We start from the raw sequence: 24700 nt of genomic DNA, 5'->3' as shown, positions 1-24700 counted from the left end.
CGCGTCAACTTCTCGGCAGGGTCGTGGAACCCGCTGGTCACCCGGGGTCGGAGCGGGGCGACGCGCCGAAGGCTTCGGCCGGACTCGTCGCGGCGTGTCGGGGGTGGCCTCTCAGTTACCTCTCAGTCGCTGCGGTCAAACTGGTGGCATGCGCATTCTGGTAGTCGACGACGATCGGGCGGTCCGGGAATCGCTGCGCCGGTCGCTCACCTTCAACGGCTACTCCGTCGATCTCGCGGTGGATGGCGTGGACGCGCTGGAGAAGGCAACCGTCCAGCGACCGGATGCGCTCGTGCTGGACGTGATGATGCCCCGGTTGGACGGGCTCGAGGTCTGCCGTCGGCTGCGCAGCACGGGCGATGATTTGCCGATTCTGGTTCTCACGGCGCGAGATTCGGTGTCCGAGCGGGTTGCCGGGCTCGATGCCGGGGCGGACGACTATTTGCCGAAGCCCTTCGCGCTGGAGGAGCTGCTGGCCAGGCTGCGGGCGCTGCTGCGCCGCACGGCCGCCGATCCGGGTGAGGCATCGGAGGCGATGAAGTTCGCCGACCTGTCGCTGGATCCGGTGACGCGCGAGGTTTCCCGCGGCGCCCGCCCGATCAGCCTCACCCGCACCGAGTTCTCACTGCTGGAAATGCTGATGGCCAACCCGCGCCGGGTGCTGACGCGCAGTCGCATTCTCGAGGAGGTCTGGGGGTACGATTTCCCAACCTCGGGAAACGCGCTCGAGGTGTACATCGGTTATCTGCGCCGCAAGACCGAGGCCGAGGGCGAGCCGCGGTTGATCCACACCGTGCGCGGCGTCGGCTACGTGCTACGCGAAACACCCCCGTAGGCCCCTTTCATGGCACGGACACCTCCCAGGCGACCCGTCGTCGCCGCACTCGGCCAGCGACCGCCCGAGACCGCCGACATGCGTCCGCCGATGCCGCTGACCCGCTCGGTCTCGCTGCGCTGGCGAGTGACCCTGCTGGCGGCCTCCGTGGTGGCGATCGCGGTGGCGGTCACGTCGATCGCGGCCTACGCCCTCGTGGCGCGCGCGCTGTACGACGACGTGGACGCGCAGCTGCGCAGCCGCGCCACCGCCGTGATCGCCAGCAATCCGTACGGATTCAACATCCAGAATCTGATGATCGCCTCGGCCTTCTACGACGACACGGGCATCGCGTTGATCTATCCGGATCTCAAGCCCTATTCGCCACCGCAGTCGACCGACCCGCCGGTCGGCGCGGAGGAGATGGACGTCGCGGAGGGGGAGCGCAGTTCCTCGCTGCGCACGGTCGGCAACCAGCGCGTTCTGGCCGTTCACACGAATTCCGGTGCGACGCTGGTGATCTCGCAACGACTGGACCGGACCAGGGAGGTGCTGGACCGGCTCGCGTGGCTGCTGTTCGTGGTCGGCGGTTGCGGCGTGGTGCTGGCCGCCGCGGCGGGCACCGCGGTGGGCCGGACCGGACTGCGACCCATCGCCCGGCTCACCGCGGCCACCGAACGCATCGCGCGCACCGACGATCTGACGCCGATCCCGGTGACCGGCGACGACGAACTGGCAAGGCTCACCGAGAGTTTCAACACGATGCTGCGCGCGTTGGCCGAGTCGCGTGATCGGCAGCGCAGGCTGGTCGCCGACGCGGGGCACGAATTGCGCACGCCGCTGACGTCGCTGCGGACCAACATGGAGCTGCTCATCGCGTCGAGCCGCCCGGGCGCGCCCCGGATACCGGACGAGGACATGGCCGGGCTGCGCGCGGACGTCATGGCTCAGATCGAAGAACTGTCGACACTGGTCGGCGACCTGGTCGACCTCGCGCGGGAAGACGCGCCGGAAACGGTCTACGAGCGCGTGGATCTCGGCGAAGTGGTGGAACGCGCGCTGGAGCGGGCCCGCCGCCGCCGCGCGGGTATCGAGTTCGTCGCGGATCTGCGGCCGTGGTTCGTCTACGGGCACGACGCGGGGCTGGAGCGCGCGGTGCTCAACGTTCTGGACAACGCGGCCAAGTGGAGCCCAGCGGGCGCACAGGTCCGCATCGCCATGCGGGAGAGCGGCCCGGGGTTGCTGGAACTGTCCATCGACGACGCGGGGCCGGGAATTCCCGCGGCCGAGCGCGAGCTGGTATTCGAGCGCTTCTACCGGATCACCTCGTCCCGATCGATGCCGGGTTCGGGCCTCGGTCTGGCGATCGTGAAGCAAGTGGTGACAAAACACGGCGGCACCATCGCCGTCGATACCTCCGAACGCGGCGGCACCGTAGTTCGCATCGTGCTGCCGGGTGAGCCGGGAGCTCCCGCGCCGGATTGACGGAATACCGCCCGATGGGTGTCTATTTCCACCACAATGGTCAGTTCTGTGCGAAATATTGATCGATAATTCGAGATTGCACTGATCGGGTTTGTCGCATGATTTGAGACATCGCCTTGTCAATGGTTCTAACGCTGGTCTCGGTGGGACATCTCGGAAAACTGAAAGCACGGTCTCAGTCCGCTCTCAGTCGCTCGGACCAACCTGGTCGGCACGTGAGCGAGCTTGCGAGCGAACCATGGACACAGCGCGCCATGCGCACGGCGGGCCGAGCGCCAGCGAGGTGACGACGTGCGCGGAAACGAGGAGTGATGACCGAGGACTCGAAGGACCGACCGGAATCCGGGGCGGCCGGTGCAGGTGCGGACCGGGAGCCGACGCAGCAGATCCACGGCGCGCCGTCCGAGCCGTGGTCGGCGAGTACGCCGCAGGGCGGGCCCTTCGCGCCGGGAGAGGCGCAGGTCCACGGGTACGGCGCGCAGGGGCCGCAGCATCCGTCGGCGCAGTACCCGCCCCCGCACAATCCCACTCAGGCCTTCGGGGGATACGCCCCGCCCTACGGCAAGCCGCACGACGGCGCCTATGGCACGCCGCCCCGGCGTCCGATCCGCACCGGCCTTGTCGCCGGTGCGGTCGCGCTCGCCTTGGTCAGCGGCGGCGTCGGCGGCGCGGTCGGCGCGCTGGTCACCCGGACCGATGACGGACGCGCCCCGGTCACGAACGCCCTGGACGCGCCGAAGCCGAACATCGACAACGCCTCCACCGCCCCGGCCGGATCCACCCAGGCGGTCGCGCAGAAGGTCCTGCCGAGTGTGGTCATGATCAAGGTGGCCAGCAGCAGGGCCGAGGGCGAGGGTTCCGGGGTGATCCTGTCCTCCGATGGTCTCATTCTCACCAACAATCACGTGGCCGCGGGCGGCGGGCCGAACGCCAAGATGGAGGTCGTGTTCGCCGACGGCAGCAGCGCACCGGCGACGCTGGTCGGCGCCGACCCGGTCTCCGACCTGGCCGTCATCAAGGCGTCCGGCCGCAGCGGGCTCACGCCGATCGAGCTGGGCACCTCGGCGAGTCTGCAGGTCGGCCAGCCGGTCGTCGCGATCGGTTCGCCGCTCGGACTGGCGGGCACGGTCACCACGGGCATCGTGTCGGCGTTGAACCGGCCCGTCGTAACCTCGGGCAACGGCAGCGAGCCGAGCCCGGCGGTCACCCCGGTGATCGACGCGATCCAGACCGACGCCGCGATCAATCCGGGCAACTCGGGTGGCGCTCTGGTGGACGGCAACGGCAAGCTCATCGGCATCAACACCGCCATCGCGACACTCGGGCCCGCCGAGACCGTCGGTGGGCAGACGGGCTCGATCGGACTCGGCTTCGCGATCCCGGTCGATCAGGCGCGCCGGGTCGCCGACGAGCTCATCAAGACCGGAAAAGCCACCTACGCCCAGATCGGGATCACCGTGTCGCGCCAGCAGGACCCGGCGCAGCAGGTGTCCGGCGCGAAGGTGCGCGACGTGACGCCGGACGGCCCCGCCGCCCGGGCGGGCATTCCGCCGGGTGCGGTGGTGACGAAGCTCGACGACCGCCCGATCGATTCCGGAAACGCGCTCGTCGCCGCGGTCCGGTCTCATCAACCAGGAGACAAGGTGAAAGTGACCTACACCGATGACCAAGGCGACAACGCCAGGACCGTCGAGGTGACCCTGTCCGGCGCGCCCGCGGAGGGCGGCCGATGATGCGGGGCGGACGTGCTGCGCTGACCGACATGGACGCCGGCGTTCTCGGCGCGGCCGCCGAGTTGCTGGACGCAAGCGCTACGGTGAGCAGCATGGAAATCGATGCTCCTGTGGCGGGGCGTGCTCTGGTGGTGGTCGTCGACGATCGAACGGCGCATGGAGGTGTGGACTCGCTCGGCCCGCTGGTCACCGAGCTGCTCACCGAGGCGGGTTTCCTCGTCGACGCGTCGGTGTCGGTACAGGCCGACGAGGTCGAGATCCGCAACGCGCTCAACACCGCGGTGATCGGCGGGGTCGATCTGGTGATCTCCGTCGGCGGTACGGGCATGTCCCCGCGTGACGTCACGCCGGAGGCCACTTCTCAGGTGCTCGACCGCGAACTGCCTGGTATCAGCGAAGCGCTACGTTCCTCCGGCCGGGTGGCCGGGTCGCTGGACGCGGGTCTGTCCCGCGGCGTGGCGGGCGTGTCCGGAAGCACCCTGGTGGTCAACCTGCCCGGTTCCAGATCCGCGATCCGGGACGGTATGGCGACTCTCGGGCCGCTCGCCAGCCGGGTGATCGGCGAGCTCTCCGGATTGGTCGAGTAGATCACCGCTCACGCTTCTTCCGACGACCCTCGCCCGGCGGCGCGCCGGGCGAGGGATGCCGCGCGCCTGGCGAAGATCTTCGGTGACACCCTGCCCGAGACCACCAGCGACGAGCGCGGCGAGGAGCCCGGCGACGCCCGGTCCGCCGACGACTGGCTCCGCGCTCAAGTCCCTCCGCACCACGGCTGAGGGCGTTATCTACGTAGTAGCTACGTATTCGAACCATCCTGCTCGTGATTCTGCCGTGATCGCTTCCGGCCGAAAGTAATTCGAGCGAGATTTTTACGGCCCTGTCCCGTATGTGGCGACGGCTCCCCTGGGTAGGCTTCGGATCGCCTCGGCTGTAGCGAACCTGCATTTATGCACGTCACGCGATATTCAAATGTTCGCACCTGTGACTTAGGTCACTCTGAACTTTACGAACCGCCGCGTTGCGAGCGCCGTTATCCACCGTTTAATGTCCCCATCGAGCCACGCACATTTGGACCCCGCAGGCCCGGGTATCGGCACGCATGCGGCCGCTCGGCGGAACTGGGCTCGGTTCCGTTGCCAGCTAGTACGTTGCGACGAAATAACAACCGGTTACACACCGGCAACAAAGGAGCGACACACTGAGCTGGGCCTGAGAGGACCACGTCCAGCCTCGACGGTCGAGGTTGACTGTTTGAACCTGATGAGGGGAAGTATGAGCGAGAACCGCACCATGCGCCGCGGTGCCCGCGTCGCGGGCATCGGCGCTGCCGCGGCCGTTGCCATGGGCCTGCTTTCGACCGGTGCCGCCAATGCCGACACCTTCGTGCCGTTGCCGGACGGCCAGAAGGTGGGGCCTGGCGTGACGATCACCCGGACCGGAGAGCGGGCCCTGATTTCGCCGTCGTTGGCCGCCAACGGCGCCGGTCGCGTGGTCTGGGTTTCGGGTAACGCGATCGCCGATGTGGCTGTGACGCCGGAAGGTGAGATCGGTCCGAACAATGGTCCGACCGGAAACCCTGGAACGAATAACTCTTCGACGCATGGTGCTTCGCAGTTGAGCACTGGGTACATCGTGGGTTGCCAGATCAGCATCGCCGACGACGCGATCTCCGCGGGTGTGTCCGGGAGTGTGAATCTGAGTGGCGCGAGTGCTGGTGGGTCGATCGGTATCAACCTCGGGCCGGGTGAGGTGAAGTTCGTTCAGATCGATTACAAGGACATTCTGAAGCCGGGTGTGTACTCGGTGGAGTATCAGGATGCCGAGATTCAGATCCAGGGTTGTGCGGGTTACGCGCAGGCGCGTTCGTACACGGTTGTCGAGATCATCGGTGATCACTACTCGAAGACCACCCTCTACGGGATGCCGTTCAGCATCGGCTGACGTCTGTCGAATCCAACGAACCATCCTCCCGCTGAAGCGGACTCAATCCTCGAGGGAAACCAATTATGTTCAACCGTAAGAACCTGGCACGGATGGCCGGCGTCGGCGCCGCTGCCACCATCGCCATGGGCCTGTTCTCCACCGGCGCGGCCAACGCCGACACCTTCGTCCCGCTGCCGGGCGGCGAGCTCACGAAGACCCTGTCCGACGGCACCGTCGTGACGATCCGTCTGGTCGGGGAGTCGGCCACCATCAGCCCGTCCATGGGCGCGACCCCGCTGCACCGCAACGCGTGGGTCTCCGGTAGCGCGCAGGTCGAGCTCTCCGGCACCGCGGGCGGCAAGATCTTCCCCGGCTACACCGTCGGCTGCCAGGTCAACATCGCCGGCGGCGGCGCCACCGGCGGTGTGGACGGCAATGTGGACTGGAGCGGTGACACCGTCACCGGCGGCGTCGGCGCCAACAGCGGCGGCAACCTGTCGCTCGGCCCCGGCCAGGCGAAGTCGTTCTACGTGCTCGATCTGGAGCAGGCCGACGACTTCGGCAACGAATCGCACAAGACCCGCAACGCCTTCAAGGGCACCAGTGGTTCGGTCACCTGGGCCGATGAGACCATCGGCCTGAACGGCTGCGGCGGCTACGCCCAGGCGCGGGCTTTCGTCAGCGTCGAGGTGGAGACCGACAATGTCATCACCTGGGTGACGCTGTGGGGCCAACCCTTCAGCCTCGGCTGAGTGAAGGCGGGTAAAAACCCGTAGCCATCAGGGAAATGGGCCCGTCGCGTCGGCGGCGGGTCCATTTCGTCATGAATTCTCTTGCCGCGCAACAGTTCGGCGATCCTAGCGGGATCGCTGCCGCGCCGCGGTAACTTGCCCGAATTTCCGGAAAAGTCTGGTTGAAACCGAATAGCATTGTTTCGTCCGATATCGCTCGATGACGCGATGGTCGGCGGATCGCTTGGTGGACTTCACATTCCACCACCCGGGCGTCGGCTTGGAGGACATGTCCGCCTCGACACCCTGGGGCGGCGGATCAACCTGATGAGGAAAAGATGAGGAAGTACCGCACCAACGGTCTGTCTCGAGGCGCCCGCGTCGCGGGCGCTGCCGCCGTGGCGGCCGTAGCCACCGGTCTGTTGTCGACCGGTGCCGCCGATGCCGATGTCTTCGTGCCGTTGCCGGACGGCCACAAGAACGGCCCTGGCGTGAGCATCGCCCGCATGGGTGAGCGCGCCGTGATCTCCCCTTCTCTCGCCGCGAACGGTGCCGGCCGTGTCGTGTGGGTGTCGGGGAACGCCATTGCCGATGTGGCTGTGACGCCGGAAGGTGAGATCGGTCCGAACAATGGTCCTACGGGGAATCCGGGGACGAATAACTCTTCGACGCATGGTGCTTCGCAGTTGAGCACTGGGTACATCGTGGGTTGCCAGATCAGCATCGCCGACGACGCGATCTCCGCGGGTGTGTCCGGGAGTGTGAATCTGAGTGGCGCGAGTGCTGGTGGGTCGATCGGTATCAACCTCGGGCCGGGTGAGGTGAAGTTCGTTCAGATCGATTACAAGGACATTCTGAAGCCGGGTGTGTACTCGGTGGAGTATCAGGATGCCGAGATTCAGATCCAGGGTTGTGCGGGTTACGCGCAGGCGCGTTCGTACACGGTTGTCGAGATCATCGGTGATCACTACTCGAAGACCACCCTCTACGGGATGCCGTTCAGCATCGGCTGACACCGCTCCGACCTGCCAAATCTCTTTTCGCTGAAGCGAACTCGATCCTCTAGGGGTATTACCATCATGTTCGATCGCAAAATACTGGCGCGTGCGGCGGGGCTGTGCGCGTCCGCGGCCATCACCGTGGGTCTGCTCTCGACGGGTGCGGCGAACGCCGACACCTTCGTCCCGCTGCCGGGCGGGGAACTCGTCAAGACGTTGTCCGACGGCACCGTGGTCACGATCCGTCTGGTCGGGGAGTCGGCCACCATCAGCCCGTCCATGGGCGCGACGCCGCTGCACCGCAACGCGTGGGTCTCCGGTAGCGCGCAGGTCGAGCTGTCGGGTACGGCCGGTGGCAAGATCTTCCCGGGCTATACCGTCGGCTGCCAGGTCAACATCGCCGGCGGCGGCGCCACCGGCGGTGTGGACGGCAATGTGGACTGGAGCGGTGACACCGTCACCGGCGGCGTCGGCGCCAACAGCGGCGGCAACCTGTCGCTCGGCCCCGGCCAGGCGAAGTCGTTCTACGTGCTCGATCTGGAGCAGGCCGACGACTTCGGCAACGAATCGCACAAGACCCGCAACGCCTTCAAGGGCACCAGTGGTTCGGTCACCTGGGCCGATGAGACCATCGGCCTGAACGGCTGCGGCGGCTACGCCCAGGCGCGGGCTTTCGTCAGCGTCGAGGTGGAGACCGACAATGTCATCACCTGGGTGACGCTGTGGGGCCAGCCCTTCAGCCTCGGCTGAGCGCTGAACATCCACCCGCTTAACGTGAACGGGTCCGTCGTCATGACGGGCCCGTTCCCTTGTGCCAGGTGAGATCTCGCGCTGGTCTGACGCTCGGCGAGCAGACACGGAGTCGAATCAGCGCCCCGCGTCAATGGAAGACGACGGTGAGCGCGGTGCGCAACGAAGCCCCGGCCACCGTGGTGGCGTGGTCGGCGTCCATCGCGACCAAGACCACGCGTTCGGAGGCGCCCCGTTCGTCACCCGGCCGCGAGACCAGGATGACGGCGGCGTCGGTGGCCAGAGTGTGGGCCGGGCGGGTACCCGGTCCGTTCGAGTCCTCCGCGCCGATCACGTCGACGCGATCGCCCGCACGGAGGATGTCCGCGACCGCGGTGTCGGCAAGACGGATGGGAACGATCCTGGCATCGCGCGCTCCGGTGGCTGCCGCGGCCAACCGCGGACCGATGACGCGCAGGTCGGTGAAGAGTTCGCCCTGACGCATCGCGCCGGTCAGCGTCGCGCCGACGAGAGCGGCGGGATCGGCGAGCGCGCCCGCGGGCACTGTGCCCGCCGCACGCGGCGCGGAGCGCACGTCGCCCGGCTCGAGGAGCCGTCCGGGCGCCAGATCCCGGGCCGCGATCACGACCGTCGTGCTCTCGGTGTCCGGGTCACCCCGCACGAAGAGGACGGCCGCGAGCGCGGCGAGGACGGCGGCGAGCAGCCGTCGGGCGAGGACGGCGTCGGCCCAGGGCGGACGCTGCCATCCGGAGGGATTCCAGCCGCCCCGGCCGAGGTCGGCGAGTGCGCGAGTCATGGCCGGATCCTATGGCCGAACTCACACTCAGCCGCCTCGGGTCACCGGGGGCTGTGGATGGCGATGAGCCTGTGGAAAACGTCGAATCAGCTGGCCACGGCCGTGGTGGCGGCCGAGGTCGTCCCGCTGGACGAGCTCGAGTCGGAGGACGAACTCGAACCGCCGTCGGTCTTCGCGGGCTCGCTCGCGGTGGACGCGCCACCGCGGCTGTCGGTGCGGTAGAAGCCGCTGCCCTTGAAGACGATGCCGACCGAGTTGAACAGCTTGCGCAGCTTTCCCGAGCACTCCGAGCAGACGCTCAGAGCTTCGTCGGTGAAGGACTGAACGATGTCGAAGCGGTTGTCACACTGGGTGCACGCGTACGAGTAAGTTGGCACAGGATCCTCCGCGGTATTCGTCAATCTGGCACTCTACAGCCGACAGTGCCAACACCGCCAATCGGCATTTCATTCCGCGGCGCTATCGCCGAGTCGCCGCAGGCCGCCGCGCGGTGTCAGAGCCCAACCCATCCGCAGGTCGTGCGGCTCCTCGGGCAGCCGCTCGACCACTTCCTCGTCCCGCACCACCGCGATCAGCCGCGCTTCCGGGCGTGCGGCCGCCAAGGTGCGGTCGTAGTAGCCCGCGCCGCGGCCGAGCCGGACGCCGCGACGGTCCACCGCGAGCGCGGGCACCAGGATCACCTCGGCCCTGGCCACCGCGGCCGGAGGCAGCACCGCGCCGATCGGCTCCAGCAGCCCGAAGCGGGCGCGGCGCATGGCGTCCGTTCCCGTGTACTCGGCCCAGCTCAGCGGCCCTGGCGGCCCGGTGACCGGCAGCAGCACCCGCGCGCCGCCGGTCAGCAGCGCGTCCAGCATGGCCGTCGAGCCCGGCTCCCGGTCCACCGGCACGTACGCGCAGACCCACTCCCGCGCGCCGAGCGCGCCGACCGCGGCGGCCAAGGCAAGCGCCTCGTCCGCGTGGACAGTGGCACTCATCACAGCTCGCCGGGCCGCCAGTTCGATGCGCCATGCATGTTTATCGCGCTCGCCGGGCATCTTCACAGTGATCACCATAGGCTCACCCCGGTACCGGGTCGGCGCGACGCCGATCCGGCGGCGTGATGGATGGATAGGGTAAGCGCATGACAGCAAAGGCCGGACAGCCCGCTGACACCGCGGCGGTGTCGTGCTTCCGCACGGCCGTGGTGCCCGCGGCCGGGCTGGGAACACGGTTTCTGCCCGCGACCAAGACGGTGCCCAAGGAGCTCCTTCCGGTGGTGGACACCCCCGGCATCGAGCTGGTCGCCAGCGAGGCGGCCGACTCCGGCGCCGAGCGCCTGGTGATCGTCACGTCGCCGGGCAAGGACGGCGTCGTCGCCCACTTCGTCGAGGACCTGGTGCTGGAGAGCACGCTCGCCGAGCGCGGCAAGTACAAGCTGCTGGAGAAGGTGCGCAAGGCGCCGGCGCTCCTCGACGTCACCTCGGTGGTGCAGGAGGAGCCGCTCGGGCTCGGTCACGCGGTCGCCCAGGCCGAGCAGGTCCTCGACGCCGACGAGGACGCGATCGCGGTGCTGCTGCCCGACGACCTCGTGCTGCCCTGCGGTGTGCTCGACGTGATGAGTCGGGTGCGCCGCAAGCGCGGCGGCACGGTGCTGTGCGCCATCGATGTGCCGAAGGACGAGGTCAGCGCCTACGGCGTATTCGACGTGGCGCCGGTGCCGGACGCCGTGAATCCGAACGTGCTGCGCGTGAAGGGAATGGTGGAGAAGCCCGCGCTCGCCGACGCGCCGTCGACGTTCGCCGCCGCGGGCAGGTATCTGCTGGACCGCGCCATCTTCGACGCGCTGCGCCGGATCGAGCCAGGGGCGGGCGGCGAGCTGCAACTCACCGACGCCATCGCCCTGCTCATCGCCGAAGGGCATCCGGTTCATGTGGTGGTGCACCGTGGGTCGCGCCACGATTTGGGCAACCCGGGCGGTTATCTTCGTGCTGCGGTCGATTTCGCACTGGAACGAGAGGAATACGGCCCCGCCCTCCGGGAGTGGCTGCAGCACCGCCTCGGTCCGGACTGGGATCCGCAGCTGACTACCGACGACTGACGGGACCGTCCGGGGTTTCGCCGAGAGTGGACCGTCGGGTACGAATGGTGGTTCACCGCGGTGCGCGCGAACGCGCTTGCGCCGCGGTGCGATCCCGCACGCGGGCGCAGGCGGAATCGGATGGAGTGCGGAGAGGATCAGGAAGGGCTGGATGCGCTCGGTTGAGGATCAGCAGATCAAGGTGACCGCCGCGGCCGTCGCGCCGCGGCCGGTCCGGGTCGCGATTTCCGAGGCCCAGGGCCTGCTGTGTGCCGAGGACGTCGTCACCGAGCGTCCGCTGCCCGGCTTCGATCAGGCCGCGATCGACGGCTACGCGGTGCGCAGCGTCGACGTCGCCTCCGCGGGCGCCGACATCCGCGACGAGGAGGGCAATCTCGTCGACTTGACCCTTCCCGTGGTCGGCGAGGTGGTCGCCGGATCGCGTCAGCCGATCCGGTTGCAGCCGCGCCAGACCGTCCGGGTGGATACCGGCGCGCCGATGCCGACCCTGGCCGACGCGGTTCTGCCGTTGGATTTCACCGACGGTGGACGGGCCAGGATCAAGGTGTACGAGCCGGTGCGCTCCGGGGATTACGTCCGGCGCGTCGGCGACGACGTCCAGCCGGGCGATGTCGCGGTCCGGGCGGGAACCATCATCGGCGCGGCGCAAGTCGGCCTGCTGGCCGCGGTCGGACAGGACAAGGTGCTGGTGCATCCGCGACCGCGCTTGTCGGTGATCTCGGTGGGCGGGGAACTGATCGACATCGACCGAACGCCCGGCCCCGGCCAGGTCTACGACGTGAACTCCTACGCGCTGGCCGCGGCCGCCCGGGACGCGGGCGCGGACGTCAACCGGGTCGGCATCGTGAGTTCCGATCCGCGCCGGTTGCGTGACGTGGTCGAGGGGCAGTTGGTGCGCGCCGAAGTCGTGGTCATCGCGGGCGCGGTCGGCGGCTGGGCCTCCGAGCAGGTCCGGGAGGCGCTCGAGGGGCTCGGCGAGCTCGAAATCACCCGGGTGGCCATGCATCCCGGCTCGGTGCAGGGCTTCGGCAAGCTGGGCCGCGACGAGGTGCCGACCTTCCTGCTGCCGTCCAACCCGGTCGGCGCGCTGGTGGTGTTCGAGGTGATGGTGCGGCCGCTGATCCGAATCGCGTTGGGGCGCAGGCATCCCATGCGCCGGATCGTCCGCGCGCGCACGATCATGCCGATCAGTTCCATGGCCGGACGCAAGGGATACCTCCGCGCGCAACTCATGCGAGACGAGGCGACCGGCGAATACCTGGTGCAACCGCTGGGCAGCGCGAACTCGTCCTCGCACCTGCTCGCCACGCTCGCCGAGGCGAACAGCCTGATCGTGATCGACCCGGACGACACCGAGATCCGCACCGGTGACGAGGTTCAGGTCGCCTTTCTCGCGCAGCGCGGCTGAGACGTGGACGCGATGAACGTTTTCCGGGTCACGCAGCATCCAGGGTGGCCCGCGCGACTCGGTCCGGTCCGGGTGGCCGCGGGACAGGTGACTTTGCGTCCGGTGCGGCTGCGCGACGCGGCGGCGTGGAGCCGGATCCGATTGCGGGACCGGGACCATCTCGAGCCGTGGGAGCCGACCGGCCGGGGGTCGTGGGAGGCGCGCAACCACGCGTCCAATTGGCCTTCGCTGTGGTCGAGCCTGAAGGCGGAGGCTCGTCGTGGCGCGATGATCCCCCTGGTGATCGAGGTGGACGGCGCGTTCAGCGGGCAGTTGACCGTCGGCAATATCGTGCGTGGCGCGCTGCGCTCTGCCTGGATCGGTTACTGGGTGGCCAAGGATCTCAGCGGGCAGGGCGTCGCGACCGCGGCGTTGGCGCTCGGGCTCGACCACTGCTTCGGGCCGGTGGGCCTGCACCGGGTCGAGGCGACCGTGCGACCGGAGAATCTGGCCAGTCAGGCGGTGCTGCGCAACGTCGGCTTCCGGGAGGAGGGGCTACTACGGCGCTACCTCGACGTGGACGGCGCCTGGCGCGACCATCTCCTGGTCGGCATGACCATCGAGGAGGTGGTCGGGACGGTTCTGGACCGGCTGGTGCGAGAGGGGCGCGTCACCCTGCTGTAGCGCTCGCTACCACCGAACACGGTGGCATTGGTGGAAATGTGACAGGTGTGGCGGATGTGCACGGCGCGCCTGCCGGAACTTGGTGCTACCCGGAATTAGCCTACGGACGTCGATGGTGCGTCCTGCGTCATCGGCAGGGAGCCTGCGGGCGTCCGGCGTCGACGCGGTTGCGTCGGACGGGGAGCCGGACGAGCGCGGCGTATCACGCGCCGCTCGCGGGCCGAGCCGGACGAAATCCAGGCGGGGACGGAGGTGCTGACGCGATGCCGAATTCGATCCTGTGGATCGGTCTTGTCGTGCTCTGGGTCTTCGTCCTGTTCCCGATGCTCGCCGACCGTCACCCGAGAATCCGCCGGACCACCGACGCCGCGCTGGCGACCCGGGTCCTGCACCGCGGCGGAGGCAAACGACGTCTCAGAAAAGGCCCGGCTGCCGGGCACGAAACCGATCCGAACTGGCGGCCCCGTGGGCGACACGCTGGACGCCGCGTAGCGAGAGAGTATTCCCACAGCGATGATGCGGAGGACCGGATGACGACACCGGCCGACGAGCCCGTCACCGAGACCGACGAGGACAACCTGCCCGTGCCGTTCGACGCCGCGGCATCCGACATCGCTGACGCCGAACCGGAGGGCATCGACGCGCTCGACGCCGACGACGCTGCCGACGCGACCGCCGCGCCGGACGAAGAGTCGGAAGACGACGAGGAAGCGGCCGAAGTCGCTGCGAAGATCGACGCGGCGACCGATGATGACGGCGTGGGCGCACACCACCCAGCACCGGCCGCGGCCAGAATCCCGCCTGCGCGCTCCACCGCGCCCGCCCGCGTGACCTACCCCGACTACGACGAAAGCGATTCGGACGAAACGGAATTCGTCCCCACCCGCCGCGGCCGCGGCGGCTTCGACCCCGAGGCCGACGCCATCGCCCGCGCCGCCCGCTACACCTTCCGGCAGCGCGCCGTGCTCGGCCTTGTGCTCACCGCCATCCTCAGCGGCGCGCTGGCATTGGTGCTCACTCCCGTGCTGTGGTGGGGCACCGGGCTCTCCTCCGTCGTGCTCGTGACCTACCTGGCCTACCTGCGCAAGCAAGTGCGGATGGAGGAGGAGATCCGCCGCAAGCGCGCCGCCCGCCTCAACCGCGGCCGCGGCGCAGCCGACCCACGCGCGCGCCGAGCCGCCACCCCGCACGGCACCATGGACCGCGACACCGCCCGCGCCCTCCGCCGCCGCTCCGCACTCGTCGACCCCGACGACGAAGACCCCCTCTTCGAGCACCTCGACCCCTTCGACCCCGCTACCGCCCGCGCCCTCCGCAGCCGCACCACCGGTGACGCCCGCCGCGCGGAGGGCGCATAGACCACCACCATAAGAGCAGGTCAGCGCACCGATTCGGAGTCCGGGGGCATGGCCTGATACAGTGTCACAGCGCGGTTCCCCGGAACCGCACGGGGCTATAGCGCAGTTGGTAGCGCGTCTCGTTCGCATCGAGAAGGTCAGGGGTTCGATTCCCCTTAGCTCCACGCATCGGAGGCTCATGCTCATAGAGAGCATGAGCCTTTTGCGTTCCGCGTGTTTTGTGGGGGCCGAGCCCCCACACCCCAGCCCGGAGGGGCTTCGCCCCCCGGGACCCCCCTTCGGGCTCGCCTTCGGCGTCGCCATAGTGCCCTGGTCGGCTTCGCCTTCCCGGGACCCCCGTGCTGGGCTCAGTCCGGATGTTGCGTCGCCGGACGCAGACGGGCTTTCAGCGGGTCGGCCTTCATGCCGCCGGGCCGGGCATCGCATTCGTGACGCGGAGGGGATCGGCGAATCGTCCGGCCACGACATCACCGGCCGAGTCGATACCCGTACCGCTGGTATCGGGGCACTAGGGGCGCCGATGTCGGTAGCGGCGTGTCCCATGGATGGTACGAGTTTATTGCAGCAAGAGTCGGGCATCATCAGACGGTGCCAGGTGGCATCATCGACCGAAGGAGGCTCTGCTGTGGGATCTGCTTCGTCGGAATCCGACGGCCATGTCATCACCTCACCCCTCAATGGCACGTTCTACCGGGCCGCGAATGCCGATGCGCAACCTCTGGTGGAAGTCGGCGATTACGTGCCCGAGGGGTATGCGGTGGGCTTTGTTTATTCCATGAAACTGATGAACGAGGTCGATAGCGACATCGCCGGAACCGTGGTGAAAATCCTCGAGAACGGTTATGAAGTCGAGTACGGTCAAGCCCTGATGATCATCCGTCCCTGACCCCACAGCCGCGGAGAAGCCCGGCTCCGCGCAACCGGTATAGCGCGCCCCACGCGAAACGCTCGGCTGGGTACTCCAGCCGAGCGTCTGGCCGGGTTCGTGGCCGCCACCGACCGGTAGCGGCGTCGCGCCGAACCCGGAAATTTTGTGGCGACGCCGGGAATTACGCGGCGAGGGTAGCGGGGCGGAGGTGATTCTCGAGATCGGCGGGTGAACCGGTGTAGTGGAGGACGCGCAGGCCGAGGCGAGCGGCGGCTTGGCAGTTGTCGGCGCGGTCGTCGACGAACAGGACGCGGCCGGGGTCGCGAACTCCGGTCGCGGCGAGCGCGTTTCGATAGGTGTCGGGGTGCGGTTTGTTCATGCCGAGCCGGGCCGAGTAGAGGGCGTCGGTCATCAGAGTGCGCCAGTCGGAGGCGTCGAGGGCGTCGCTGACCGGGTGGGGTGCGTTGGACAGCAGCACCATCGGGAGATCTGCCCGCCGGGCATGGTGGAGCAGTGCGACGACGCGGTCGTCGGTGCGGGTCCACAGCGCGGTGTCGACGGCACGCAACTGGGTGAGCAGTTCCGGGTCGGGGCGATGGCCGAGCACGGCGGTCCAGAATTCCACGTCGTCGAACTCGCCGGAGTCGTAGGGTTCGCGGGCGCTCCAGAAAGCATTCTGGAAGAGTCCGAGCTGGTCGGTGTGCCATCCGGCAAGTTCGGCGAGCCTGCTCCACATGGGCACGGTGGGCTGCAGGCCGATGACGCCGTTGTAGTCGAAGATGACCGCGTCGAGTTGCGCGGGCTGGTGAGGTAGGGCAGTTACCACCGGTTCTCCAGGGCTCGATGAGACAGGGCGGGTATGACGATTCCCGCCTCCTTCCACGACGAAAGAGGCGCACGAACTGTGGATCGGGGGAAAGGTTCCGCGAGTCGAAGGCTGAAGGTGGTGCGCGACGCTGAGCGAACAAGCCGAAACCTACCAAGGGGTACGGCAAGCTACCACTCGAAACGGGCCTCGGTGATCCGCTCCACAAAGTGCTGTTCGAAGGTCTGACCGGCGACGTGGCCGAGGAGACGGCCAAAAGGCGAGTGCTCGCGCAGAGCACTCGCCTTTTTGGTTGCGCGCGTTGGGGTTCGATCAGGCGGCGTTGAGGGCTTCGGTGATTTTGCGGGTCATGTCGGCCATGATGGGGCTGGGCTCGCCTTTGCGGGCGCGGGTGGCTGCTTCGATGGCGACGTTGATGGTGTTGCGGAAGTTGTCGGCTTCGGCCGGGTCTTGTTTGTCGAGCAGGCTCATGGCTTCCGTCAGGGCGGGCAGTACCTGGTCGGCGATGGCGGCTACGGACTTGCCGTTGATTTCAACGCCCTTGCTTTCTCGGCGAGGACGTGCCCGACCAGGCCGGTCGCCGAGCCCAGCGCGATGGAGCCGGCGGTGGCGATCTTATGGGGCGAGCCGATGGCATCGGCGGCTGCCAGCAGTGCGATGGCGCCGTACGCGGCGGTCCGCAGGGTGGTCTTGTCCTGGTCGGTGAGGGTGATGGACATGGTGGTGTGCTCCTTCGAATTCGTTGTGCTGAAAGTGAATTGAATAAAGACGGAGGTGTTCGTTTTGGTGCCGACCGAAGCCCGAGAGGGTCTCAGCGGACCGAGCGGTCGAAAGCGGCGACCTCGCGCACGGACTCGGCGATCGCGCGGAAGTCCTTGCGCAGAATGGCGCCGTGGTTGCTGGCGACCTTCGCGCTGTGGATGTTCGGGTTGCGGTCGGTCAGCGAATCGAGGCTGGCGCGAATCCGTTCTTGCTCATCGCCGCGGCTTCCGAAGGACGTCCCCGAAGCAACCACATACCGCACCGGGACGGTGATGTCGTCCAGCACGGGACCCAGTTCGCGCTCGCGGGAAAGCCTGCCGAGCTCGATGTTGCTGTCGGCCATCTGTTCGGCGTTCATCCGCGGGGTCAGCCCGGTGGGACGCAGCAGCGGGGTGACCCAGCCCAGCCGCTTGAACAGCTTGCGGATCCGCTGCTCCATGGCCTCGTCGAGCCAGTCGTAGGGGAACGCGCCGTCCACCAGGACCGCGCCCACGGCACGGTCCGGATTCCGGGCCGCCCAGTGGGCGGCGACGACTGCCCCGTAGGACCAGCCCACCACCAGCGGCCGGTCCACGCCCCTGGCCGCAAGAACGGCATCGACATCCCGGACGGCGGCCTCGAAGGAATAGTCCGCCGAACACAGCGATTTGCCGCGAGCCCGCTCGTCGTAGGTGATGTGCCGGAACCCGGGGCCGAGTTCAGCGATGACCTTCCGCCAGTAACCCTGAGTGGCGAACTGGCCATTGAGATAGACCACGGAAATCCCGGAACCGCCGGTGTCAGTGACCGCCAGGGCCGTATCGTCGACCGGCACCATGCCGGTCCACTTCGAATCGGTCGAGGACGTGCTGTTCTTCGTCATGGCAACCACTGTCGGCGTCTGGCCTGACACCCCCCTGACACCCGCCTGACACTGCCACTGAGACGGTGTTACGCCTGGTCGCGCCAGGACAGGACGTTGCGCGGCCTGGCACGACGCGGTAGCACACCGTGTCAGGCGCGTGACAGGTCGGTGTCAGGCCGGGTGCCGATGGTGGTCGCATGAGTAATACAGCGATCGCGGTGTCAGGGCTGCGGAAGAAATATGGGGACAAGGTTGTGCTCGACGGCATCGATTTGGATGTCCGTGCGGGAACGGTCTTCTCCCTGCTCGGTCCGAATGGAGCGGGTAAGACGACGACGGTGAATGTGCTGAGCACGTTGATAAAAGCCGATGGCGGGTCGGTACGCGTTGCCGGACATGACATCGCGACCGAGGCGAAGGCGGTGCGCGCGGCGATCGGAGTCACCGGCCAGTTCGCGGCGGTGGACGAGTTGCTGACGGGGCAGGAGAACCTGCGGCTGATGGTGGACCTCAACGGGGTCTCCGCCGAAGACGGCCAGCAGACGGTCGCGGAGCTGCTGGAACGCTTCGATCTGGTGGAGGCGGCGAACAAACCCGCGTCGACCTACTCCGGCGGTATGCGCCGGAAGCTGGACCTGGCGATGACGCTCGTCGGCAACCCGCGGATCATCTTCCTGGACGAGCCGACGACGGGTCTGGACCCGCGCAGCCGTCGCACGATGTGGTCGATCATCCGTGACCTGGTGGCCGACGGCGTGACCATCTTCCTCACCACCCAGTACCTCGAGGAAGCCGATCAGCTCGCCGACCGGATCGCGGTGCTCGACCAGGGCCGCCTGGTCGCCCAGGGCACTCCGGACGACCTGAAGCGCCAGATCCCCGGGACGCACGTCCGGCTCCGGTTCACCCACGTCTCCCAACTCGACGCGGCCGCGCGTCTCTTCCCCGACTCCACGGCGGACCACGAGGCACTGACCCTGCGGGTTCCCAGCGATGGCGGGACGACATCGCTGCGGGCTCTGCTGGACAGGCTCGACGAGTACTCGCTCAGCGCCGACGAGTTCTCCGTGCACACACCCGACCTAGACGACGTTTTCCTCGCCCTGACGGGCCACGCCACGGAGGCGGAAGCGAAATGAAATCCCATTCGATGGTGATGCTGCGCCGCAACGTCAAACACATCGCCCGGAACCCGACTTCGGTGTTCAACGCGGTCCTGATGCCGATCATCATCATGTTGATGTTCGTGTACATGTTCGGCGACGCCTTCGACGTCGGTGTCGACTACATCGACTACGCGACACCGGGACTGATCCTGCTGGCCGTCTGCTACGGGCTGGGGGCCACCGCGACGTCGGTGAACTCCGACATGACGACGGGCATCATCAACCGATTCAAGGTCATGGACGTCTCCCGTGGCGCGGTGTTGAGCGGTCATGTGATCGCCACGGTGCTGACCAATCTGATCGCCATCGTGGCCCTCATCGGAGTGGCTTTCCTGCTGGGATTCAGCCCGGCGGCGAGTTTCCTCGACTGGCTCGGCGTGGCGGGTATCGTCGTGCTGCTCGGTTTCGCGGCCAGCTGGCTCACGGTCGCCTTGGGATTGGCGGCGAAGTCTCCGGAAACGGCGGGTATGGCCTCCGTGCCGCTGGTCATGCTGCCGTTCTTCAGCAGCGCGATAGTGCCGGCGGAGAAGATGGGGCCGGGCCTGCGGCAGTTCGCGGAGTACCAGCCCTTCACGCCGATCATCGAAACCTTGCGCGGACTGCTGGGCGGCTCACCCGACACCGGCGATGCGATCATCGCCGTCGCCTGGTGCACCGGGATCGCTCTCGTCGGGTACCTCTGGGCGCGTTCCACGTTCAGCAAGCGAGCGTGACCGCGACCAACTCCTGCCAGCTGGCCTGCGCCCCCTCCTGCGTCGCCTCGGTGAACCGCGTGTCACCGAGGCGACTTCGCGCGGCCTGCTCGATCCTGGCCACATCCGGTTGGGAGCGATCCGGCAGACCGCGCACGGCGGCGCTCGCCGCGAGCAGGCGCGCGGCTTGCTCGTACTGGTGCTCACGCAGCGCCAGATCCGCGATCCCGACGAGCACCTGGGCGATCAAGGGCGCGTGCCCCGCCTCGGACACCGCTTGAACTTCTGCGACGCGGTGTTCACGGGCCTCGTCGAGATCCTCGGCAAGGTAGCCGAGCAGATCGTGTTTCATTACGCGGCCGATCGCCCGATCGGCGTCATCGCCCAGCAGCGCTGTCGCGACGTCGAGTTGCCGGTGTGCCTGCTCGGCGTCGCCGCTCCAGCGCGCGAGCTCCGCCTTCGACAGCGCCAGCTCGGCCAGCACATTCGGCCAGGCGACTCGTTCCGCGGACCGCTGCGCTTCGGCCATGGCCGCCGCGCTCGAGTCCGCATCGCCCAGCAGCCAGTACAACTGGGCCTGCCGTGACCGCATCGGCACGACATCCTCGATGGCGCCGACTTCGGTGACGACCGCGATCGCCTGTTCGTAAAGCTCGCAGGCACCGGCGAACTCGCCGCGCATGGCGATTCGATTCGCCAGCTCGGTTTGGGCGAACGAAATACCCCACCGTTCGCCGAGCGCGCGAAACTCGGTGAGCGCCGTGTCGAGACATGCGTCCACATCCCGGCCGCCCTGGCCGAGCTGGATCCGCATCTTGCCGAGCTGTAGCCGACCTATGGCGCGTACCCAGGGATCCTTGTCGCCCAGCAGCGGTTCCCACGCGGGCAGGATCGCGTCCGGCCCTTGTAACATGCGTTCCAGTGGGGCGGCGAACCTCAGCACCGGATGGCGGCTCTGTACACGTCGGCTGAGTTCGTAAGCTTTGCGGATCCACTCCTCCGCCCGGTACTGGTCACTCTGCGGCCCGGAAATCACGAACTGGATGACGAATCCGTACACCACGGCCCGGACCTCGTCGGCAACCTCGCCGGGCAGGGCCGTGGCCGCCATGATCAGCTCGTTGCCCTCCGCCTTGTGTCCGCCGAGCCACCAGTACCAGCCGGCGGCAGCGGCGAGCCGCATCGCCCCATCTGCCTCGCCGGCCGCGAGCGCACCGCGCATCGCGGCAGCGATATTGTCGTGCTCTGCGTCGAGCGTGGCGAGCCATTCCAATTGCTCGGCGCGGCGCAGATGCGGATCCGCTGTTTCGGCGAGTTCGGTGAAGTACGCGAGATGCGCCCGGCGTGCCGGATCCGATTCCCCTGCCTCCGCGAGACGCTGCTCGGCGTACTCCTTGATCGTGCCGAGCATCCGATAGCGCGGCGCCCCCTCACCATCGGTGACCACGAGCGATTTCTCGGTCAGCGCGGTGAGCAACTCGAGCACTTCCCACTCCTCGCCCGCCCCCGTGCCCGCGCAGATCCGCTCGGCTGCTTCCAGACTCGCCCCGCCCGAGAACACCGAGAGCCTGCGCAGGACCATCCGTTCGGCGTCGGTGAGCAGCTCCCAGCTCCAATCGATCACCGCGCGCAGCGTCCGGTGCCGTGGCAGAGCGGTACGGCTGCCGCCGGTCAGCAAGCGGAACCGGTCGTCGAGCCGATGGGCGAGCTGATCGAGGGACATGGTGCGCAACCTGGCCGCGGCGAGTTCGATCGCCAGGGGCATCCCGTCCAGCGCCCGGCAGACGCGGGCCAAAGTCGACAATGTGTGGGCGTCGGTCGCGAGGTCCTTGCGCACCGCCCTGGCTCGGTCCAACAGCAGCTGGACGGCCGGGGAGGACTCGATCTCGCCGGGCCCGGCGTCCCCCTTCGGCAGGGCCAGGGGCACGACCGGCCACAGCGCCTCGCCGGTGATGCCGAGGGGTTCCCTGCTCGTCGCGAGGATCCGCAGCCGCCTGCACTCTCCGAGCATTCGATGGGCGAAGGTCGCCGCGGACTCGATCACGTGCTCGCAGTTGTCCAGAACCAGCAGCATCGCCCGCTCGCGGACCGCGGCGATGACCCGATCCGTCGGCTCCGCGTCCGGCGCCTCGCCGAGCAGCGCGTCCCGCAGTCCGAGCGCGGCGAGCGTCGCTTGCGCGACGTTGTTCCCGGCCCCCTTGTCACCGTCGGCGCCGACGGCCGCGAGTTCGACCAGCCAGGCCCCGTCCGGCAGGTCGCCGAGCAGTGTGCGCGCGGTTTCTGTGGCCAGTCTGGTCTTCCCCGAGCCGCCCGGCCCGATCAGGGTGGTGAGCCGATGGTCGGCGTTGAGTTCGCGGACCGCGGCGACATCAGCGTCCTTGCCGACGAAGCTGGTCAGCTCGGCACGCAAGTTGGTCTTGCGGTTCTTCTCCCGCCGTCCCAGCTCACCCCGCAGCAGTGCGACGTGCAATGCGGACAGCTCGGGGGAGGGGTCGACGCCCAGCTCGTCGGCCAGGGTCTCTCTCGTGCGCTCGTACACGAGCAGCGCATCGGTGTCGCGACCGGTCGCGACGAGGGCACGCATCAGCGCGGCGACAAGCCGTTCACGCACCGGATGCGCGGCCACCGAGTCGGTCAGTTCCGTGACCAGCTCCGCACCGTGGCCGAGACCGATCTCCGCGTCGAACCGGTCCTCCATGGCAGCCAGGCGCAGCCCTTCCAGCCGGGTGACCGCCGCGTCGAACGCCGCACTCTCCTGCAGACCGACGTCCTGCATCGCCGCACCGCGCCACAATGCGAGAGCCTCGCGCAGCCGCTCTACCCGTCGTAGGTCCTCGTCCTTGTGCGCCTGGGCGATGAGGCGTTCGAACCGCACGGCGTCGACAGCGTCGGGTTCCACCCGCAACCGGTATCCGTCCGTCTGTCCCTCGACCAGCCCTTCCGGCAGCACCTTTCGCAGCCGGGAAACCAACTGTTGCAAGGCATTCGCCGCGTCGGATGGCGGCCGTTCACCCCAGATCCAGTCGATGAGCGTCGCCTTCGGGACCGGGTGACCTGGTTCGAGCGCGAGCGCGATCAGCAGCCCGCGCAGCCGCGCGCCCGGTACGTCGGCGAAAGCGCCGTCGTCCGTGCGAATCTCGAATGGTCCGAGTATCCCGATCTGCACCTGGCAGATCTTGCCACGGCGATCTGCTGACGCGGCGCGGAAAGTTGCCGCGGTACCGGCCCCTGGGCTGGTCGATCAGGCCGGTGTCAGAGCCGTGACAGTCGTATGTCAGGTTCGCTGGTGATCGTGGTCGCATGAGTGAAACGTCTTCCATCCCGCGCGGCCTCCCGATGACTCGCGATGCGGGGCCCTTCGACCCGCCCCGCGAGATCACCCGGCTGCGCGAGGTTCGCCCGGTCAGTCCCCTCCTCTTCCCCGACGGTCACGAGGGCTGGCTCGTCACCGGCTACGACGCGGTCCGCCAGCTCCTGGCCGACACCCGATTCAGCTCCCGCCAGGACATCGGCATCGTCCACGTGCCGTACGAGACCCCCGGCATACCCGCCGCTACCGAGCCGTCCCCGCAGATACCGGGCTTGTTCATCGCCATGGACCCGCCGGACCACACCCGGTTGCGGCGCAAGCTCATCGGCGCCTTCACCGTCAGACGCATGAAAATGCTCGAAGAGCACATCGGCGACATCGTCGAGCGGCGACTGGACGAGATGGCGCGCCTCGCGCCGCCGGTCGACCTGGTCAAGGAGTTCGCGCTGCCGGTGCCCTCGCTGGTGATCTGCGAACTGCTCGGTGTGCCCTACGCGGACCGGGAGAACTTCCAGGTCAACTCCGCCAAGTTCCTGGTCAAGGACCAGTCGCTCGAGGAGAAGATGGCCGCGTACGGCGCGATGACCACGTACCTCGCCGAACTGGTCACGCGCAAACGCGCCGAACCCGGCGACGACCTGCTGTCCGACTTGGCCCGCCATGACGACCTCACCATCGAGGAGCTGACCGGCATCGCCTTCCTGCTGCTGCTCGCGGGCCACGAGACCACCGCCAACATGCTGGCACTGGGCACCTTCGCGCTCTTGGAGCACCCCGAGCAGCTGGCGGAACTGCGCGCCGACCCGGATCTGCTGCCCGACGCCGTCGAGGAACTCATGCGCTACCTGTCCGTTGCCGACATCTTCTATCGCTACGCCACCGACGACATCGAACTCGGCGGTGAGACGATCCCCAAGGGATCGACCGTCGTCGTCTCGTTGCTGGCCGCCAACCGCGACCCGCGGCGCTTCGACAACCCCGACACCCTGGACTTCCACCGCAAGGCCCGCGGTCACCTGTCCTTCGGCCACGGCGTCCACCAATGCCTCGGTCAGCAACTGGCCCGCATCGAGATGCGCGCCGGTTTCGCCGGACTGCTGCGTCGCTTCCCCACCCTCGAACTCGCCATCCCCGCCGGCGAAGTGCGACTCAGGACCGACATGAACATCTACGGCGTCCATGAACTGCCGGTCACCTGGACGGAATCGGCCCGATAGAACCGTCGGCCGAGCGACACGAAGGAGATGACGAGAATGCGAATCGTTGCGGATCGGGAGCGCTGTATCGGCTCGGGCATGTGCGCTCTCATCGCGTCCGAGGTCTTCGATCAGGAGGACGACGGCAGGGTGCGGTTGGTCGACCCAGAACCGCAGCGCAGTCACGCCGCTGTGCGGGAGGCCGTGGAGGCGTGCCCGTCCGGGGCACTCGCACTCGACGAGTCCTGAGGCTGGACGCTGTTCGGTATTGCGCGGGCACGGCTCACGTGAGCGCGCCGG

At 68.0% G+C, this 24700-nt stretch carries 26 protein-coding genes and 1 tRNA gene; 19 read left to right on the top strand and 8 right to left on the bottom strand.

What is annotated here, in order from left to right:
* Positions 1–148: 148 nt before the first annotated feature.
* The 9 genes from ON34_RS22985 (at position 149) to ON34_RS22950 (ending at position 8434) form a co-directional block, all read left to right on the top strand.
* Entirely contained in the window at positions 149–835 is a 687-nt protein-coding gene (locus ON34_RS22985) for a response regulator transcription factor (RefSeq protein WP_040782726.1), read from the top strand.
* Between the two features lie 9 nt (positions 836–844).
* Positions 845–2299, top strand: a complete 1455-nt coding sequence (locus ON34_RS22980) for a HAMP domain-containing sensor histidine kinase (protein WP_040782725.1) — start codon at positions 845–847, stop codon at positions 2297–2299.
* A 311-nt stretch (positions 2300–2610) separates the two neighbouring features.
* Positions 2611–4032: a S1C family serine protease gene (locus tag ON34_RS22975; RefSeq protein WP_083889635.1), complete on the top strand. Its 1422-nt coding sequence runs from the start codon at positions 2611–2613 to the stop codon at positions 4030–4032.
* 29 nt (positions 4033–4061) lie between these two features.
* Complete coding sequence (locus ON34_RS22970; RefSeq protein WP_040782907.1) at positions 4062–4619, top strand: MogA/MoaB family molybdenum cofactor biosynthesis protein; 558 nt, start codon at positions 4062–4064, stop codon at positions 4617–4619.
* The gene (locus tag ON34_RS37755) at positions 4620–4808 is read left to right on the top strand and encodes a hypothetical protein (RefSeq protein WP_083889653.1); all 189 of its coding nucleotides are present in this window, start codon (positions 4620–4622) and stop codon (positions 4806–4808) included.
* Positions 4809–5304: 496 nt separating this feature from the next.
* A complete protein-coding gene (locus ON34_RS22965) occupies positions 5305–5973 on the top strand; it encodes an MspA family porin (RefSeq protein ID WP_040782723.1) in 669 nt (222 codons plus the stop codon).
* A gap of 65 nt (positions 5974–6038) precedes the next feature.
* The gene (locus ON34_RS22960; RefSeq protein WP_040782721.1) at positions 6039–6707 is read left to right on the top strand and encodes an MspA family porin; all 669 of its coding nucleotides are present in this window, start codon (positions 6039–6041) and stop codon (positions 6705–6707) included.
* A 317-nt stretch (positions 6708–7024) separates the two neighbouring features.
* Positions 7025–7699 (top strand): MspA family porin, encoded by a 675-nt coding sequence (locus tag ON34_RS22955; protein ID WP_040782719.1) that lies wholly within the window; start codon positions 7025–7027, stop codon positions 7697–7699.
* A gap of 66 nt (positions 7700–7765) precedes the next feature.
* Entirely contained in the window at positions 7766–8434 is a 669-nt protein-coding gene (locus ON34_RS22950) for an MspA family porin (RefSeq protein ID WP_040782717.1), read from the top strand.
* Between the two features lie 130 nt (positions 8435–8564).
* Here the strand turns inward: ON34_RS22950 and ON34_RS22945 are convergent, their stop codons facing one another.
* From ON34_RS22945 to ON34_RS22935, 3 genes are all read right to left on the bottom strand, one after another.
* Positions 8565–9230, bottom strand: a complete 666-nt coding sequence (locus tag ON34_RS22945) for an SAF domain-containing protein (protein ID WP_051022993.1) — start codon at positions 9228–9230, stop codon at positions 8565–8567.
* Between the two features lie 86 nt (positions 9231–9316).
* Positions 9317–9607, bottom strand: coding sequence for an FmdB family zinc ribbon protein (locus ON34_RS22940; RefSeq protein WP_040782715.1), 291 nt, complete (start codon positions 9605–9607; stop codon positions 9317–9319).
* A 69-nt stretch (positions 9608–9676) separates the two neighbouring features.
* Entirely contained in the window at positions 9677–10282 is a 606-nt protein-coding gene (locus ON34_RS22935; RefSeq protein ID WP_040782713.1) for a 5-formyltetrahydrofolate cyclo-ligase, read from the bottom strand.
* 68 nt (positions 10283–10350) lie between these two features.
* Between ON34_RS22935 and ON34_RS22930 the strand changes: the two genes are divergently transcribed.
* From ON34_RS22930 to ON34_RS36225, 6 genes are all read left to right on the top strand, one after another.
* The gene (locus ON34_RS22930; RefSeq protein ID WP_040782711.1) at positions 10351–11307 is read left to right on the top strand and encodes a UTP--glucose-1-phosphate uridylyltransferase; all 957 of its coding nucleotides are present in this window, start codon (positions 10351–10353) and stop codon (positions 11305–11307) included.
* A gap of 151 nt (positions 11308–11458) precedes the next feature.
* Complete coding sequence (gene glp / locus ON34_RS22925; protein ID WP_040782709.1) at positions 11459–12715, top strand: molybdotransferase-like divisome protein Glp; 1257 nt, start codon at positions 11459–11461, stop codon at positions 12713–12715.
* 12 nt (positions 12716–12727) lie between these two features.
* Positions 12728–13378 carry a GNAT family N-acetyltransferase gene (locus ON34_RS22920; protein ID WP_040782902.1) on the top strand — a complete coding sequence of 217 codons (651 nt, stop codon included), beginning with the start codon at positions 12728–12730 and terminating at the stop codon, positions 13376–13378.
* Between the two features lie 263 nt (positions 13379–13641).
* The gene (gene sepX, locus ON34_RS22915) at positions 13642–14736 is read left to right on the top strand and encodes a divisome protein SepX/GlpR (protein WP_040782707.1); all 1095 of its coding nucleotides are present in this window, start codon (positions 13642–13644) and stop codon (positions 14734–14736) included.
* A gap of 91 nt (positions 14737–14827) precedes the next feature.
* Positions 14828–14900, top strand: a tRNA-Ala gene (locus tag ON34_RS22910).
* 461 nt (positions 14901–15361) lie between these two features.
* On the top strand, positions 15362–15622 hold the full coding sequence (locus tag ON34_RS36225) for an acetyl-CoA carboxylase biotin carboxyl carrier protein (protein ID WP_051022992.1): 261 nt from the start codon (positions 15362–15364) through the stop codon (positions 15620–15622).
* A 163-nt stretch (positions 15623–15785) separates the two neighbouring features.
* On the opposite strand, the gene ON34_RS22900 is transcribed toward ON34_RS36225, so the two are convergent.
* The 4 genes from ON34_RS22900 to ON34_RS22890 all read right to left on the bottom strand — a co-directional run bounded on the left by ON34_RS22900 (position 15786) and on the right by ON34_RS22890 (position 18054).
* On the bottom strand, positions 15786–16430 hold the full coding sequence (locus ON34_RS22900; protein WP_040782705.1) for an HAD family hydrolase: 645 nt from the start codon (positions 16428–16430) through the stop codon (positions 15786–15788).
* A gap of 312 nt (positions 16431–16742) precedes the next feature.
* Positions 16743–16901 (bottom strand): hypothetical protein, encoded by a 159-nt coding sequence (locus ON34_RS37750; protein WP_245548150.1) that lies wholly within the window; start codon positions 16899–16901, stop codon positions 16743–16745.
* A 41-nt stretch (positions 16902–16942) separates the two neighbouring features.
* Positions 16943–17149, bottom strand: a complete 207-nt coding sequence (locus ON34_RS37745; RefSeq protein WP_245548149.1) for a hypothetical protein — start codon at positions 17147–17149, stop codon at positions 16943–16945.
* 92 nt (positions 17150–17241) lie between these two features.
* Entirely contained in the window at positions 17242–18054 is an 813-nt protein-coding gene (locus ON34_RS22890) for an alpha/beta fold hydrolase (RefSeq protein ID WP_040782702.1), read from the bottom strand.
* Between the two features lie 179 nt (positions 18055–18233).
* Here ON34_RS22890 and ON34_RS22885 point away from each other — a divergent pair, with 179 nt between their 5' ends.
* Positions 18234–19175 (top strand): daunorubicin resistance protein DrrA family ABC transporter ATP-binding protein, encoded by a 942-nt coding sequence (locus ON34_RS22885; protein ID WP_040782701.1) that lies wholly within the window; start codon positions 18234–18236, stop codon positions 19173–19175.
* Positions 19172–19915, top strand: a complete 744-nt coding sequence (locus ON34_RS22880) for an ABC transporter permease (RefSeq protein WP_040782699.1) — start codon at positions 19172–19174, stop codon at positions 19913–19915. Before ON34_RS22885 ends, ON34_RS22880 begins: the two co-directional genes overlap by 4 nt.
* On the opposite strand, the gene ON34_RS22875 is transcribed toward ON34_RS22880, so the two are convergent.
* A complete protein-coding gene (locus tag ON34_RS22875) occupies positions 19899–23060 on the bottom strand; it encodes an ATP-binding protein (RefSeq protein ID WP_040782696.1) in 3162 nt (1053 codons plus the stop codon). The genes ON34_RS22880 and ON34_RS22875 overlap by 17 nt on opposite strands.
* A 134-nt stretch (positions 23061–23194) precedes the next feature.
* Between ON34_RS22875 and ON34_RS22870 the strand changes: the two genes are divergently transcribed.
* On the top strand, positions 23195–24421 hold the full coding sequence (locus ON34_RS22870) for a cytochrome P450 (protein ID WP_040782693.1): 1227 nt from the start codon (positions 23195–23197) through the stop codon (positions 24419–24421).
* A gap of 36 nt (positions 24422–24457) precedes the next feature.
* Positions 24458–24649: a ferredoxin gene (locus ON34_RS22865; RefSeq protein ID WP_040782898.1), complete on the top strand. Its 192-nt coding sequence runs from the start codon at positions 24458–24460 to the stop codon at positions 24647–24649.
* The last annotated feature ends 51 nt before the right edge of the window (positions 24650–24700 follow it).

This window comes from Nocardia pneumoniae NBRC 100136 (genome assembly GCF_000308755.1).
Taxonomy (GTDB): domain Bacteria; phylum Actinomycetota; class Actinomycetes; order Mycobacteriales; family Mycobacteriaceae; genus Nocardia; species Nocardia pneumoniae.
This window is presented reverse-complemented; position numbering and strand designations above follow the sequence as displayed.

Bases quoted from the DNA above. Each gene is read 5' to 3' on its own strand.
- ON34_RS22885 (WP_040782701.1), top strand. From the start codon at position 18,234: ATGAGTAATACAGCGATCGCGGTGTCAGGGCTGCGGAAGAAATATGGG.
- ON34_RS22920 (WP_040782902.1), top strand. From the start codon at position 12,728: ATGAACGTTTTCCGGGTCACGCAGCATCCAGGGTGGCCCGCGCGACTC.
- ON34_RS22975 (WP_083889635.1), top strand. From the start codon at position 2,611: ATGACCGAGGACTCGAAGGACCGACCGGAATCCGGGGCGGCCGGTGCA.
- ON34_RS22970 (WP_040782907.1), top strand. From the start codon at position 4,062: ATGGACGCCGGCGTTCTCGGCGCGGCCGCCGAGTTGCTGGACGCAAGC.
- ON34_RS37745 (WP_245548149.1), bottom strand. From the start codon at position 17,149: ATGTCCATCACCCTCACCGACCAGGACAAGACCACCCTGCGGACCGCC.
- sepX (WP_040782707.1), top strand. From the start codon at position 13,642: ATGCCGAATTCGATCCTGTGGATCGGTCTTGTCGTGCTCTGGGTCTTC.
- ON34_RS22935 (WP_040782713.1), bottom strand. From the start codon at position 10,282: ATGGTGATCACTGTGAAGATGCCCGGCGAGCGCGATAAACATGCATGG.
- ON34_RS22955 (WP_040782719.1), top strand. From the start codon at position 7,025: ATGAGGAAGTACCGCACCAACGGTCTGTCTCGAGGCGCCCGCGTCGCG.
- ON34_RS22930 (WP_040782711.1), top strand. From the start codon at position 10,351: ATGACAGCAAAGGCCGGACAGCCCGCTGACACCGCGGCGGTGTCGTGC.
- ON34_RS22965 (WP_040782723.1), top strand. From the start codon at position 5,305: ATGAGCGAGAACCGCACCATGCGCCGCGGTGCCCGCGTCGCGGGCATC.
- ON34_RS22870 (WP_040782693.1), top strand. From the start codon at position 23,195: ATGAGTGAAACGTCTTCCATCCCGCGCGGCCTCCCGATGACTCGCGAT.
- ON34_RS22950 (WP_040782717.1), top strand. From the start codon at position 7,766: ATGTTCGATCGCAAAATACTGGCGCGTGCGGCGGGGCTGTGCGCGTCC.
- ON34_RS37750 (WP_245548150.1), bottom strand. From the start codon at position 16,901: ATGAGCCTGCTCGACAAACAAGACCCGGCCGAAGCCGACAACTTCCGC.
- ON34_RS22960 (WP_040782721.1), top strand. From the start codon at position 6,039: ATGTTCAACCGTAAGAACCTGGCACGGATGGCCGGCGTCGGCGCCGCT.
- glp (WP_040782709.1), top strand. From the start codon at position 11,459: ATGCGCTCGGTTGAGGATCAGCAGATCAAGGTGACCGCCGCGGCCGTC.
- ON34_RS22945 (WP_051022993.1), bottom strand. From the start codon at position 9,230: ATGACTCGCGCACTCGCCGACCTCGGCCGGGGCGGCTGGAATCCCTCC.
- ON34_RS22865 (WP_040782898.1), top strand. From the start codon at position 24,458: ATGCGAATCGTTGCGGATCGGGAGCGCTGTATCGGCTCGGGCATGTGC.
- ON34_RS22985 (WP_040782726.1), top strand. From the start codon at position 149: ATGCGCATTCTGGTAGTCGACGACGATCGGGCGGTCCGGGAATCGCTG.
- ON34_RS22980 (WP_040782725.1), top strand. From the start codon at position 845: ATGGCACGGACACCTCCCAGGCGACCCGTCGTCGCCGCACTCGGCCAG.
- ON34_RS22880 (WP_040782699.1), top strand. From the start codon at position 19,172: ATGAAATCCCATTCGATGGTGATGCTGCGCCGCAACGTCAAACACATC.
- ON34_RS22890 (WP_040782702.1), bottom strand. From the start codon at position 18,054: ATGACGAAGAACAGCACGTCCTCGACCGATTCGAAGTGGACCGGCATG.